General features: G+C 73.8%; 9 protein-coding genes and 2 pseudogenes. 5 read left to right on the forward strand and 6 right to left on the reverse strand.

Translation table 11 applies throughout. The features are described from left to right. Positions 1-216: pseudogene (locus ADK52_RS29225) on the reverse strand (lytic transglycosylase domain-containing protein); the annotation flags it as partial. Positions 217-637: 421 nt separating this feature from the next. After that, entirely contained in the window at positions 638-904 is a 267-nt protein-coding gene (locus tag ADK52_RS29230) for a hypothetical protein (protein WP_053692856.1), read from the reverse strand. 279 nt (positions 905-1,183) lie between these two features. On the opposite strand from ADK52_RS29230, the gene ADK52_RS41810 reads away from it, so the two are divergent. The 4 genes and pseudogenes from ADK52_RS41810 to ADK52_RS40625 form a co-directional block, all read left to right on the forward strand. Beyond that, positions 1,184-1,774 carry a hypothetical protein gene (locus ADK52_RS41810; protein WP_234344303.1) on the forward strand — a complete coding sequence of 197 codons (591 nt, stop codon included), beginning with the start codon at positions 1,184-1,186 and terminating at the stop codon, positions 1,772-1,774. Between the two features lie 842 nt (positions 1,775-2,616). Further along, positions 2,617-2,940: a hypothetical protein gene (locus ADK52_RS29240; RefSeq protein ID WP_147420081.1), complete on the forward strand. Its 324-nt coding sequence runs from the start codon at positions 2,617-2,619 to the stop codon at positions 2,938-2,940. Positions 2,941-3,087: 147 nt separating this feature from the next. Beyond that, positions 3,088-4,629: an FAD-dependent monooxygenase gene (locus tag ADK52_RS29245; protein WP_053692858.1), complete on the forward strand. Its 1,542-nt coding sequence runs from the start codon at positions 3,088-3,090 to the stop codon at positions 4,627-4,629. A 126-nt stretch (positions 4,630-4,755) separates the two neighbouring features. Beyond that, positions 4,756-5,421, forward strand: a pseudogene (locus tag ADK52_RS40625) (phosphatase PAP2 family protein); the annotation flags it as partial. Here ADK52_RS40625 and ADK52_RS29250 read toward each other — a convergent pair. The 3 genes from ADK52_RS29250 to ADK52_RS29260 all read right to left on the reverse strand — a co-directional run bounded on the left by ADK52_RS29250 (position 5,416) and on the right by ADK52_RS29260 (position 9,381). Further along, complete coding sequence (locus tag ADK52_RS29250; protein WP_053692859.1) at positions 5,416-6,120, reverse strand: response regulator; 705 nt, start codon at positions 6,118-6,120, stop codon at positions 5,416-5,418. The pseudogene ADK52_RS40625 and the gene ADK52_RS29250 overlap by 6 nt on opposite strands. Next, positions 6,117-7,706 carry a sensor histidine kinase gene (locus ADK52_RS29255; protein ID WP_107090202.1) on the reverse strand — a complete coding sequence of 530 codons (1,590 nt, stop codon included), beginning with the start codon at positions 7,704-7,706 and terminating at the stop codon, positions 6,117-6,119. Before ADK52_RS29255 ends, ADK52_RS29250 begins: the two co-directional genes overlap by 4 nt. A 94-nt stretch (positions 7,707-7,800) precedes the next feature. Then, on the reverse strand, positions 7,801-9,381 hold the full coding sequence (locus ADK52_RS29260) for a hypothetical protein (protein WP_053692861.1): 1,581 nt from the start codon (positions 9,379-9,381) through the stop codon (positions 7,801-7,803). Positions 9,382-9,552: 171 nt separating this feature from the next. Between ADK52_RS29260 and ADK52_RS29265 the strand changes: the two genes are divergently transcribed. Further along, entirely contained in the window at positions 9,553-11,037 is a 1,485-nt protein-coding gene (locus ADK52_RS29265) for a glycoside hydrolase family 15 (protein ID WP_159046056.1), read from the forward strand. 61 nt (positions 11,038-11,098) lie between these two features. On the opposite strand, the gene ADK52_RS29270 is transcribed toward ADK52_RS29265, so the two are convergent. Beyond that, positions 11,099-13,252, reverse strand: a complete 2,154-nt coding sequence (locus ADK52_RS29270; protein WP_078988691.1) for a PIG-L family deacetylase — start codon at positions 13,250-13,252, stop codon at positions 11,099-11,101. Positions 13,253-13,382 lie beyond the last annotated feature (130 nt).

Here is a 13,382-nt window from a genome sequence, read left to right on the forward strand (position 1 = left end):
GGTGTGGTTCCAGCCGCTCTCGCGGGAAACGATGTTGTTGAAGGCCGCGAACTGCGCCGGGTCCTTGATCATCTGCTGGGCGATCGCCTTGGCGCTCGTCGGGGCCGCCTGGGCGGGGACCGTGGCGAGCATCGAGCCGGCGACGCCCAGGGCGACGATGGAGCCGGCGAGGGTCTTCTTCGAAGCGGCGATGCGGCGGATGACGGAGTTCGACACGGATGAACCTTCCACAGGGAACAAGGGCGGTCGCCGCATGCCAGAGGCATGCGTGAGCCACTCACGCGGTGGAGAGGGGTTCGTCGGCGGCGGGTGAGAACCCGTACCGCCTGGCGACTCATCCAGTTCTACCGACGCCCCGAGTCCGTGGCAACGACGTGTCCTACTAGCGGCCCTCGCAGTGCGGGCCCCACGAGCCACAGGGGGGTCGGCAGCGATCCGTGCAGGTGAGAGCCCCTGCCACCGCGGCGATAGCGGGGCGGCAGGGGCTACTAATCCGGTTCGTATGTGACGTGGGCCCTATGGGGCGGCTCACCCCGAGCACGCCCGAATCTCACCGAATGTCATCGTTCGCACACCGTTGAGGGGCCCGATCGGATACCGGAAGGGCCTCGCAGCGGCGTGCGGTGGGGGGACAGCTCTAGCGGGGTTCCTGGGCGGCCATCCGGCATGCGCCGCTGGCGGCGCCGCCCGGCACTCCGGCCGCCGTCAGGCCGCTCACGCAGCCCTGGAGGTCGCCGCTCACGCCGCGGGTGCACGCTGTCGTGACGTCGTCGGTGGCACCGGCCTGGGTGGCCATGTTCGTGCAGGCCGGGATGTCCGCCAGGGCGGCGGGGGCGGCGAGTGTGCCGCCGAGCGTGAGGGTCAGGCCGGCGAGGACACCGGCGACGCGGGTCGACGTACGCATGGGTCGCACCTGCTTTCCGGGGTGGTCACGCGGCCCGGCTCCTGCGATGCCCGAGCCGTGTGGGAACGGCGCCGAGCGGCGCTCGGCGGGGCTTCCCTTCCAGCGTGCACGCACAGGACCGGCTCGCGCCTCCCGGAGGGGGCGCGACGGCGTGGGGCCGGCCGTACCCCGCGGCCCGAGGCGGCCATCCGGGCGGGCTCAGGACCCGTACGGCATGGCGGCCCGGGACGGCGGCGCCCTGCGGCGCATGCTGGTGTCTCCCGCCTTCAGGAGAGGCCTGTGAGTGATCCCAGCCCCCGACTGACCGCGAGGCCGGCGCCCGCCCCGGCCGGCGATGGAGTTCCCGCTCCCGGAGTCATCGGCATCGGGCTCGCCGCGGTGCTGACGTTCGCGCTCGCCCAGGGCTCGTGGCAGTGGTTCGCCACGTTCATCGGGGTGACGCTCCTTGCGGTGATGCTCGCGTTCCAGCGACGGGCGGAGTGGACGCCGGAAATCCGCTCGCCGTACCTGCGCGGCCTGGTCGCGTACGCGCTGGTCGTCGGCCTGTGCACGGCGGTCGCGCTCGCCCCCCTTCTGCAACGCCGGGCCTGGCTGTTCCCGATGCCGGGCACGCGCAGCGAGTGCGTGTTGCGGGGCAGGTACGAGGCCCTCCAGGTGGAGGCCGCGCTGGGGAACCTGGCCGGCGATGACGGCGCGGCCCTGGCGTTCGTACAGCGGGACGAGGCCCGCAACGCCGTCGCCGAGTGCCTGGCGGCCACGACGACCCTGTGGCTCCCCCTGTACGGGGTGGGGGTGGCCGTGCTGGTGGGAGCGGGGGCTTGGTTCCGCGACCGGGCCCAGGCCCGGGCCCGGTCGCGCCTCGTCGGCTAGGCCGCCGCAGCCTGCCGGCTCAGCCTCGATCAGGAGACCGTCACTCCCAGAGCGCAGTAGGCGATTGCCCGGACCGTGGCATTCCCGGAATCGGTGGGGTTGAACGCCTGTACCATCCACGCGTTTCCCAGACCCGAGCCGCCTGAATCGGCTCGCTGGGAGACGTTCACCGTCAGGCCGAAGCTCGAAACGAACCCCCCTGACACCGCCTTTTGGCCCTCAGGGCACACAGCGGTGCTACCGCTTGCCGTGCCGGGGGCGACCGTCCGCTCCTGGTCGACGACCCGGAGGAGCGCGAGAGGTGTCCCGGGCGGCCCGGCGGGGCCGGCAGGGCCGAGTGGCCCTTGTGCTCCCGCGGGGCCGGCGGCCCCTGGTGCTCCTGCCGGCCCGGCCGGTCCCGGCGCCCCGGCCGGCCCCGCCGGACCGGGTGCTCCGGCCGGCCCCGCCGGTCCCGGTGCTCCGGCCGCCCCCGCCGGACCTGGCGGTCCGCTGTACCCGCTGCCGCATTCGTTCTGGCTCGTCATGCCCCCTCGACCTTCGCCGCACGGGTCCGGATGCCCGGCCTGCAGGGGCGCCACCGGAGGGGGCTCCCAGGCCTGCGCCTGGGGCGCCACCCAACCTACGAGCGCCACGGACGCCAAGGCGCCGACAAGCGCGCGGGTTCCGAATCGGCGGTCTCTGCCCTGCTCGTTTCGCATGTGAACCTCCTTGTGTGCGCGGGCCCTGGAGGGGCTTCGAGCCCCACGATTCGTATCGTGAGATGGCGCGCTTTATGCAGCGGTGGAGGAGTGTCACTCCGTTGCGGCTCCACCGCCATGAAGAGGGCGGTGTTGGATGGCGCCATGGTCAGACGAAAGAGCGAGAAGAAGAAGCCGCCTCCGTTCGGCATGCCGAAGGGCATCGTCCTGCTGGCGACGCCGGAAGGCTGGCGCCACAGCGTCCTCACGGTGGAAGGCGGAATGCTCTGCGGGCGGCTCGCAGACGTGGCCGTCCACGCCGACCCGCACGAGGCGCGGACGGCTGCGGCCGCCATGGTGGCGGGACTCGCGCGGGACTTCCATCAGGCCGACGTCGAAGTGACGTGGGATCCTCCCGAGGAACCCTGGTCCTGGACCGGTCACGTCATCCCCGTCGCGAGGAGCGACACGCGCGCGTCTGATGCCTGAGGTTGAACGGCCAGCTCAGTGTCTGTTGTCGATGCGTGGTGTCGGTCGCGTGTCGGTGGCTGTCGGTCCCGTGTCGGTGGGGGTTGACACCTTTCGAGAGGTCCCGCCGGTGTCCGACCGGCTGTGAATTCGGGAAGGGGATCTCTCGTGCATGACGTAGTGATCGTGGGAGCTGGCCCGGTTGGTCTGTCCCTCGCCTGCGAGCTAGGCCTCGCGGGCTGTTCCGTACTGGTACTTGAGCGGGAGCCGGAGCCCCGGTCCCCATTGCGGGTGGCCCCGCTCGGGATGCGCGGCTTGTCCGCCGCTTCGGTCGGGGCGTTCTACCGCCGCGGGATGCTGCCCCCGCTGCTGGCGGCGGCGGGCGTCCACGGCGATTCCGGCGCGAGCCCCGATGCGGACGAGCCGTCACCCCCTCGTCGGGGTGGTCACTTCGCCGGCATGATGCTGGATCCGGCCAAGATCGACGACTCCGCCTTGCCGTTCCGGCTTCCCACCCCGGCGCCGGAGCTCCTGATGACGGACCTCGAAGCGGTCGAGACGGTGCTGTCGGAGCAGGCATCCAAGCTCGGCGTGGAAGTCAAGCGCGGGGTCACGGTCTCGGCCGTCTCCCGGAACGGCGAGAACGCCGTCGTCGCGCACGCCGGCGCGGACGCGTACGCCGCGCGCTGGCTCGTAGGCTGCGACGGCGGACGCAGTACGGTGCGCAGGCTCGCGGGCTTCGACTTCGGCGGCACCGAACCGCAGTTCACCGGCTACGTCATGCGCGCCGCCATCGCCGACCCGGAGAAACTCCGCCCCGGGTTCAACCTGACGCCGACGGGCATGTACATACGGATGCCCGCGGAAGGGCACGTCGGCATGATGGACTTCGACGGCGGCGCGTTCGATCGCTCGCAGCAGCCGACCCGTGCCCATCTCCAGGCGGTTCTGCGCCGTGTGTCCGGCACCGATGTGACGTTGGACGACGTCCACCTCGCCTCGACCTTCACCGACCGGGCGATGCAGACGACGACCTACCGGCAGGGCCGCATCCTGCTCGCGGGCGACGCCGCCCACATCCACTCCCCGCTGGGCGGGCAGGGACTCAACACCGGCATCGGCGACGCCATGAACCTGGGGTGGAAGCTCGCGGCGACCGTGCACGGGTACGCGCCGGACGGGCTTCTCGACACGTACACCCGCGAGCGCCATCCGATCGGCGCAGGGGTGCTCGACTGGTCGCGCGCCCAGGTCGCCGCCATGAAACCGGACCCGCATGCCCAGGCGATCCAGGCCGTGGTCCGCGATCTGATCGGGACCCGTGACGGAACGACCTACATGTTCGAGAAGCTGTCGGGATCGTGGATCCGCTACGACCTCGGCAGCGGCCATCCGCTGGCCGGCCGCAGCGCCCCGGACTTCCATCTCGAGGACGGCAGTCGCCTCGGCGACCTGATGCAGGACGGTCGAGGCGTCGTGCTCGATTTCAGCGTCGACCGCCGCCTGCACGGTTCGACGATGGGCTGGGAGGGCCGGATACGGTATGCGGCCGGGGCGGCGAGGGACGACCTCGGGTTGGGTGCCGTGCTGGTCCGCCCCGACGGCGTGATCGCCTGGGCAGGTGATCGCAGCCCTGATCCGCAAGCGTTCGAGCGGGCCGCGGGCCTTTGGTTCGGTATTCCTCGCACGGCCGACACCGTCACCGCGTAGGGCCTCGCCGCCGACCCGGGACGGGTAGCACCGGGTTCCGGTACGGACAACCCTGACGAAAGGCGGGGGGCGGAGCCGACGTTCGGCCGGGGCGGTCGTGCGCCCCGGATTCCTAGCGTCGGCGGCATGGACAACGAGATACGACCGGGAATGGCACGCGCGGCGGTCCTGACGCCGACCGCCGCCGCAATCGCGGGCGCGCTGGGCCTGCTGTGGCTCGCGCCGGACGGGCCGGTACCCGAGGACGGGGCCTCGGCCCACGGGTACCGTGCGGTGACCGGGTGGGTGGCGGACGGGCCGGAGTGGACGGGTGCGCTGCTGGAGGCCGCCACGGAGGGCACGCTCGTCGTTCTCGGGCTGCTGCTGGCCGCCGTGGGGTGGCGCGCGCTGCGGCGGCGGGAGGCCGACGGCATCGCCGGCACCGTGCTGGTCGGGCTGGGGACGGTGGCCGCATACGTACTGAGCGAGGCCGTCAAGTCGGTCGTCGACGAGGAACGGCCGTGCCGCGCCCTGCGCGACGCGGTGGCGGTGGCGGTGTGCCCGGAGCCGGGCGACTGGTCGTTCCCGAGCAACCACGCGACGCTCGCCGTGGCGCTCGCCGTCGGTGTGGCCGTGCTGCGGCCCGGCCTCGCGGCCGCGGCGCTGCCGCTGGGTGCGGTGGCGGCGCTGCTGCGGGTGGCGGTCGGGGTGCACTACCCGCACGACGTGCTGGCGGGGGCGGTGCTGGGCTGCTGCGTGGTGGCGGGCGTCCTGGTCGGCGTACGGCCGCGGGGGACGCGGGTGGTGTCAGGGCTGCTGGTCGCGGGGCGGGGTGGCGGGGGCAGGGGCGGCCGGCACGATGCCCGCTTCGTGCGCCACGACGGCGGCCGCGGCCCGGTTCTCCACGCCCAGCCGCGCCAGGATCGAACTGACGTGGGCCTTCACCGTCCCCTCCGCCAGGTGCAGCCGACGGGCGATGCGGGCGTTGGACAACCCGCCGCCGAGGAAGGCCAGTACGTCACGCTCGCGGACGGTCAGCGCCTCGACCCGGACGCGGGCGGCGCTGCGGCGATCCGCCCCGGGGCCGGACGCGCCGGACGCGAGGTGGGCGACGACGCGGGCCGCGACCTTCGGTGAGAGGTAGGCGGCACCGTCGGCGACCGCGTGCACGCCCGCGATCAGCTCCTCGGGCTCGCCGGACTTGACGAGGAAGCCGGCGGCGCCGCCGCCGAGGGCGCGCAGGATGTAGTCGTCCTCGCCGAAGGTGGTCAGCATGAGCACGCCCGTCTCGGGGGTGGTACGGCGGATCTCCGCCAGGGCCTCGATGCCGCCGAGGCCGGGCATGCGGATGTCGAGTACGGCGACGTCGGGGCGGTGCCGCAGGGCGAGTTCGACGGCCTCGCGGCCGTCGCCGGCCTCCGCGACCACGCTGATCGCCGGGTGGGTGGACAGCACGGCGCGTACGCCGGCCCGGACCATCGGCTCGTCGTCGGCGATGAGGACGCGGATCACAGGGCGGCCCTTCCGGTGAAGTGGTCGGCGGAGGCCAGGCGGCCGTCCAGGAAGCAGAGCCGGTAGACGTCACCGGACAGGTCGTCGAACGGGTCGGCGGTCGCCACGTAGTGCTCGCAGGCGGCCCCGGGCGGGAAGGGGGTGGGACGGGCCGGACGGGCCGTGGTCTGCCGGTCGGGGAGGACGGGGGCGATGTCCTCGCGGAGCTGTCCGACGCGCAGGCGGGCGAAGTCCTCGGCCGGGAGCATGGATTGACGGGCCGTCAGTACGTCCCAGGCGCGCAGGCCGACGAACAGCAGCACGGCGGTGGCCATCGGCACGAGTACGGCGGCCGCCGCGGTCCGCCCGAGCCCCTTGCGCGCGCGGCGTCGCTCGGCGGCGGACCCGGCCGCGGCCCGCCGCGCATCCGTCCCGGCCGGGCGGGCTTCCTCCGCCGGGGGTGCGGTGAGGTCGTCGGCTCGCGGGACGCCGGCGGACGGCTCGTACGGAAGGCGGGCTCGGACGGTGAAGCCTCCGTCCCGCGGGCCCGCGGCGAAGCTGCCTCCGGCCAGCCGCACCCGCTCGTCGAGCCCCACCAGACCGGACCCGGAACCGGCCGCGCCGGGGCGGGAGCCGGGCCCGGGCTCTGGTCCGGGGCCGGGCTCTGGTCCGGGGCCGGGTCCTGGTCCGGGGCCGGGTCCTGGTCCGGGGCCGGGTCCTGGTCCGGGCGCTGGGCTTGGCGAGGGCGGGCCATTGGTCACCTCGACCTCCGCGACGAACATCCCGTACCGGACCGTCACCGTCGCCGCGGCGCCCGGTGCGTGCTTGACGCTGTTGGTCAGCGCCTCCTGCACGACCCGGCACACGGCCCGTTCCACCGCCGGAGGGAGGTCGTCCGGCGGCGATCCGCCGGTCTGCAGCCGTACGTCGAGCCCGGCCGCGGCCGCCCGCCGGACCAGGTCGCCGAGATCCTCCGGACCGGCCGGGCGGTCGGGCTCGGCGGCGGCGACGCGATCGCCGGGGCCGACCGGGCCGCTGCCACCGCGGAGGACCCCGATGATCTCGGCGAGGCGCTCCACGGCGTCCCCGGCACCCGCCCGTATGGACCGGGCGGCCGTCCGGTGCTCCTGCGACAGCCCCGGCGCGAGTTGCAGCGCACCGGCGGACAGCGCGATCAGGCTGAGGTCATGGCCGAGGAGGTCGTGCATGTCCTGGGCGATCCGGGTCCGTTCACGCAGCCGCGCCTGCTCGGCGACCAGCCGCTGCTCCCGCTCCATCCGCGCCGCGCGCTCCCAGCCCGCCTGGACCAGCTCCTGGTACTGGCGGTGGAACCGACCCGCGAACCACGGCAGCATCCCGGCCCCGACCAGTACCACCACGAGCCGCCCGCCCCACACCATCCAGGCCGGCACGACCGCCAGCACGGCCACCGCCGCAGCGACCACCGCGAGCAGAGCGAGCGCCGTGCCCCGCGTCCGGCCGGGCCGCGATCCGGCCCGGAAGGCGCACACCGCGGTCGGCAGCGCCCACCACAGGCTGACCGGGGTCAGTGCGGCCGATGCCGCCGCGCCCGCGAGCAGCACGTGCGCCGGTATGCGGAAATCCATGATCATTCGCCTCACGGACCCGACCCTACGCAACGCCCGCCGGGCCCGGATCTGCCGAAAGTCTCATCCGGGCCGCCGTCGGGACGGTTCGCCCTCAGAGGCGGTGGATCTGGGTGATGCCGTACCACTTCGAGACACAGCCGGCGACCCAGTCCCGCTCGTATGCGGAGGTGAAGAAGGGCTCGGCCAGGCTTCCGATGTACAGGGGCCGGTACCCGAGATCGGTGGCGCCCTGCGCCGCCCCGCTCCGGATGCGGGAGTTCTGGGCGTCCCAGGCCACCGCGCGGGTGACCGTGGCGGTGGTGAGCTGCTGGACGTTCGGGACGAGCGCGGCCAGCGCGGCCAGCGTCAGGGCGCCCGCGGCCACGACGGCGGCCGACACGGCGACCGGGGCGTTCCGCCGGCGGGCCAGGGTCCGGCCGGCCCACTCCCCCAGCAGGGCTCCGTAGCCGCACAGCGCCAGTTCCATCGGCACGAGATAGTTCGTCCACGTACGGGCGTACGTCCACCCGCTCGGGCCGTAGCCGCTGCGCAGCCCCAGCACCACCGCGAACGACCCGAGCACCACCACCGGTACGGGGAGCAGCAGTACGGCGAGAAGCATCGGCCGCGATACGGCCCGGCGCCGCCTCCACGCCGCGGTCGCGGGTGTACGGATCCCGGTCCCCAGGCCGAGGAGGACGCCGATGGCGGCGGCACCGAGGTAGGCCCACTGGCCCGTGACGGAGTCCCACATGTGCAGCCAGTCCCGGAAGGTGGCCTCCAGTTCGCTCGCCGAGAGCACCGACTCCCGGTCCGGCTGCTGGGCGCGGCGCCACCGGGCTCCGGGGGACGTGTAGAGCACGATGAGACCGCAGAGCAGTCCGGCGCACCAGAACACGCACCAGGTGAACGCGTGCCAGGTCTGCGCCAGCTTGAGCCGGGGCAGGGCGAGCAGGCCGGCGCCGGCCGCGAGCAGACCGCTGACGAGGGCGAACGGCTCGCTGAGGGTTCCGAGCGCGAACGCGATGAGGAACGCGGCGGCGAAGCCGCCCGCGCGCACGCCTGCACGGGGCTGGCGTACGGTCCGGACGGCCAGCAGGAGCGCCCACACTCCGATGACGCTGGGAATGGTGTGGGAGATGGTGGCCGGAGCCCAGAGCAGTACCTGATAGCTGCGGGTTCCGGCGTAGTAGACCAGTGCCTGGACGGCCAGGGAGCAGGCGGTCAGGGTCATCACCGTCACCGCCCGCGGTATCGCACCGAGGAGCCGGACGAACTCGCACCCGAGGAGGACGAGGCCGGCCGTGAAGGTGACGACGATGACGGTGGGCAGGACCTTGACTCCGATCAGCCCGTCGCCGTAGATGACGCCGCTCAGGAAGGCATTGGTGATCCGTCCGTTCTGGGTCGTGTAGAAGTCGGACGTGATGCCGAGGACTCCCAGGTCACGGGACTTCCAGGCGGCACACCAGTCGTCCGAGGTGGGCCGTACGTAGAGCCCGAGAAAGCACCCGACGGCGATGAGGGCTCCGGCGGCCGCCACAAGGGTCGCGCCGGCGCCCGGCAGGAGTCGGCGGATGAGCGGGCGGTGGCCGCTCGACCGGCCCGGCCCCGCGCCCGGCCCCGCGCCCGAGTCCGTGCCCGCGCCGTCGGCCTCGCCTTCTCCCCCGCCCTTGCTCGACGCAGTACTCATTCACCATTCCTTCGCAGGGGCCGGTCACACCAATGTGCACGGTGTGCCGCGCACCGGCATCCGGGGTCACCCGGGCGGCGGGCATGTCGTGGCGGGCTCCGCGCACCTCGTCCACGATGGGAACTCCGGGCGCCCCGCCGCACGCGCGGAAGCCGGACGGAGGGAGTGGTGATGCCTGCTGTCCGGCTCGTGCGCTGGGCCGCCGTCACGACGGCTGTCGCGTGCATCGCCCTTCCCGTGTGCGCCGCAGGACCTGCCGGCGGCCGGCACACCGACGCGCGACGGCCGGCGTTCCTCGTCAGGCCCGTGGGCCACCAGAGTCTCGGCGACGCCGAGGGCAGGTACGCGCCCCTGTCGGTGCTCGCCGCCCCCACCGTCGGCCTCCTCTCCAACACGGCCGTCACCGAGGGCATCACACCGGCCACCGCCAAGGGTGCGTGGTACCTGGGGCGGAGCAACGTCCTGCGGTTGCCGTCCGGCCGGTGGAAGTACGTCCCCGTCGGCAGGACGGCGTCGGCGGTGGTGGCCGCCGACGACCCGGCGGCCCGGCGGCAGATCGCGCAGAGCGCCGCCTGGCTGGCCGCCGGCCGCGTCCCGGGCAGCTCGCCCGCGCAGCGCGCGGCGGCCGAGCGGGCCCTGCTGACCATGCGCGCCCTGCTCCGGCCGAACGGCGCCATGGCGGCGGGCTGGACTCCCGGCTGGATGTACTCCTGGCCCCGCGACTCCAGCTTCGCCTGCGCCGCGTTCGCGCACACCGGCCACGAGGCCGAGGCGTACCGGATCCTGCGCTACAGCGCCGCGACCCAGCGCAAGGACGGCACCTGGCACGCACGGACGAGACTCGACGGTCTCGGGCCGCCGGACGGCAGGCGGTGGCAGCTCGACGCCAACGGATGGGTCCCCTGGGCCGCTTGGCAGTGGTACCAGACGGCCCCACGGACCACCCGGGACGCCCGGCTGGCCGGCCTGTACCCGATGATCCGCAAGGCGGCCGACCACGCGGCGGCCTCCCTGCGGGCGGACGGGCTGCCTCCGGTCTCCCCGGACTACTGGGAGCTGACGACGAGCACGACGAACATCGGTACGGCGGCACCCCTGCTCGCGGGGCTCAACGCCGCCGCGGACCTCGCCGGGGAGCTGAACCGGCCGGGCGACGCGGCACGCTGGGCCGCCGCGGCCAAGCGGCTCTCCTCCGGGATAGCCAAGAAGTTCGCTCCCCTGGGGTACCAGCGCACCGTCGACGGGCAGCACGGGCATGACAGCGCGGCGGCCTTCATGGCGCCGCCCTTCAACACGGCTCCGGCCGATCTGCCCCGGGCGCTCGACACCACGTACAAGGCCCTGCTCCTGCCCAACGGGGGTCTCACCCCCGGAAACGATCCGACGGCGCCTTGGGGTGGGAACGCCTGGACGCCCAGTACCTCGTTCTTCGCCCTCGCGTGGGCCGGTACGGGGAGGACGGCGAAGGCGAGGCAGGTGCTGGACTGGGTCCTCTCCAAGAGGAACTCGCTCGGGGAGCTCCCCGAGAAGGTGAACGGGGCGGGTCAGCCGTCATCGGTGGCCCCTCTGGCCTGGACGGGCTCGATCACCGTCCTCACCCTGGTGGCGCTCGACGGCAAGGGCCTACCGACACCGCCCTCGCGGTTCTCGTCCTAGCGGCCTTGGCGCCGGTCCCGGCCCTGACCGTGGTCGCGGCCCCGGCACCGGGTGGTCCGGGTCACTGCTGGGGCCGGCCCCCGGAGGCGGCCTGGGCGCGCAGCGGAGGCTGGACCGCCCGGTGCCACGGGGAGGGGGCCCGGTCGCCGGACGGCTCGGACCGGGCCGGGGGAACCGTCGTGACGATGTGCAGATCGGCGTCCAGGCCGAGGGCCGCCGCGACGGCCGTACCGGCCCGGTCGGCCACGCCCGCCGGTGCGCCCGTGTACAGCATCTGGGACTCCTTCCAGGACTGCGGACCGTCCGCGCCGCCCACCACGCCGACCGTGCCCGAGCCCGTACGGCCGGCGAGCAGCGGGCCCGCGACACCCACCCCGCCGTAGCCGCCCGGACCGCCGGCCTCGACGACCGGGGAGAACTGCGGCGCGGGTCCGCCCGCGGTCGCCAGGCTCGTACCGACGGCGCCCGAGCCGGGCCGGCGGAAGAACAGGCGGACCCCGTCGCCCTCCGGGCGCACCGAGAGCACGCCCGTCGTCTGCGGCAGCCCGGTCGCGAAGGCGCCGGTCAGCGGGGCGCCCGGCGCCGGCTGGACCCAGGCCAGTACGGAGCCGGTCGTCGCCGCGTACACGTACCGCCGCCCCGACCCGTCGGTCGCGGTGACCGGATCGCCCAGGAGGCCGGCGCCGCCGAGAGCCCGCCAGGGCCCGAACGCGCCGTCCGGGGCCGTTTCGCCCGGGGTCGTTTCGCCCGGGGCCGTCTGGGTCCGGGCGCGCAGAGTACGGCGGGAATCGCGTACGTACACCGTCATCCGGCCCGCCGGATCCACGGCGACGGACGGTGCGCTGATCGCCGAGGTTCCGGACCTGTCCACCGTGTCCGGGGTGCCCAGCGACTGCCAGGGGCCGAACGCTCCGTCGGCCTCGCCCTGGACGGCGTACACGATGTCCCGGCCGTAGTCCTGGGGCGTCGTACCGAGGGTGGTGCGGGTGGCGAACACCGCGATGCGGCCGTCCGGGAGCCGGACCGCGCTCGCCCCGGCGTCGATGCCGGCACCGGGAAGGAAGCGGGGGCCCTGCCAGGGGGCCTTTGGACCGCTGCGCGACCAGTACGCCATCCGGCCGTCCAGCGCGGCGAAGGCCCACAGCCGTCCGGAGACGCCCTCGGCCATCCAGGTGGTGCCGTCGCCACGGCTGTAGCGGATGGTCTGGTTCCATCCGGCGCCGGTGGGCCTGGTCGCCGTCTTGCGGTCGCCGCAGCCCGCGGGGCTGCCGCACCAGTCCTGATGGTCCGTCCAGGCGTAGGTCTTGAGGTAGCCGAGCTTCTCCTCGGCGGCCTGCGGGTCGAGCGTCGGCGGCAGCGCGCTGTTCGGGTAGCTCATGTAGTTCTGTACGGAGAAGTGCGGCCGGTCCGCGGTCTGCGCGTAGCGCTCCGCGGCGGCCTGGACGAAACGGGCGCCGTACATGTGGTCCTGGTGGTCCAGGATGACGCCCCGCTCCGACGTGCCGGGGGTCGGGTCCTGCGTCCGTATCGTGGTCGGCTTGTACCGCGCGAACACGTCCGCGATGGCGGCCACGGCCTGGTCCTTCGTGTACGAGAACGGGTGCTCGACCGGTGTCCCGGAGGTCAGCTGGGCGCCCAGGGCGGGTATCCGGCCGTCCCACAGGCCGTGCAGGCTGTCCGGATTGTCCCCGGAGATGCTGCGGGCCTCGCGGAGCTGCATCCACACCAGGTTGACCTCGGGCCTGGCGACGAGGACGTCCACCTCGGCGCTGCCCCCGCCGGCCGTGGGTATGGACTTCCGCTGCCAGGCGCTGGTGCGGTCGCCTGTGGCCATCTCGGCGTACGCACCCCGGATGCCGTTCTGCCGGGCCTCCGCGTAGGCGGCGCGGTCGGCGGGGCCGGCGGCGTCGTCCAGGTGCGGGCTGTGGGCCTCGTTCCTGCCGTCGGACTCGCCGGAGGTCAGGTAGACGGTCGTGACCTTGATGCCCGTCGATATGGAGCGGCTCAGGTCCGGGTTCATGAAGAAGAGGTCGTCGTCGGGGTGTGCGACGACCTGGAGGGCGGAGCCCTCGGTCACGCTCGGCATGACGACCGCCTCGACGGCCTCCGACGGTCGCCCGCTCCCGTACCCGTAGGCCCAGGTCGTGACACCGGCCACACCGAGGGAGACCGTCGCGAGCAGTGCCGCGAGGCGGGTGCGGCTGGCCAGGGACATGTACAGCGCCTTGAGGATCGGTCCGGTGCGGGAATCCGACGGGGAGGTCGGCCGGTGTCCCGATGGCTCCATTGCTTCCGGAGACGACCGGGGCCGATTATGCCCCGCACGTTTGCGACTGACACACCCT

Source organism: Streptomyces sp. WM6372 (genome assembly GCF_001279655.1).
GTDB lineage: Bacteria > Actinomycetota > Actinomycetes > Streptomycetales > Streptomycetaceae > Streptomyces.

Excerpts from the sequence above, each read along its gene's own strand:
- ADK52_RS29230 (WP_053692856.1), bottom strand. The coding sequence starts at position 904 with ATGCGTACGTCGACCCGCGTCGCCGGTGTCCTCGCCGGCCTGACCCTC.
- ADK52_RS29240 (WP_147420081.1), top strand. The coding sequence starts at position 2,617 with ATGGTCAGACGAAAGAGCGAGAAGAAGAAGCCGCCTCCGTTCGGCATG.
- ADK52_RS29255 (WP_107090202.1), bottom strand. The coding sequence starts at position 7,706 with ATGGATTTCCGCATACCGGCGCACGTGCTGCTCGCGGGCGCGGCGGCA.
- ADK52_RS29260 (WP_053692861.1), bottom strand. The coding sequence starts at position 9,381 with ATGAGTACTGCGTCGAGCAAGGGCGGGGGAGAAGGCGAGGCCGACGGC.
- ADK52_RS29265 (WP_159046056.1), top strand. The coding sequence starts at position 9,553 with ATGCCTGCTGTCCGGCTCGTGCGCTGGGCCGCCGTCACGACGGCTGTC.
- ADK52_RS29270 (WP_078988691.1), bottom strand. The coding sequence starts at position 13,252 with ATGTCCCTGGCCAGCCGCACCCGCCTCGCGGCACTGCTCGCGACGGTC.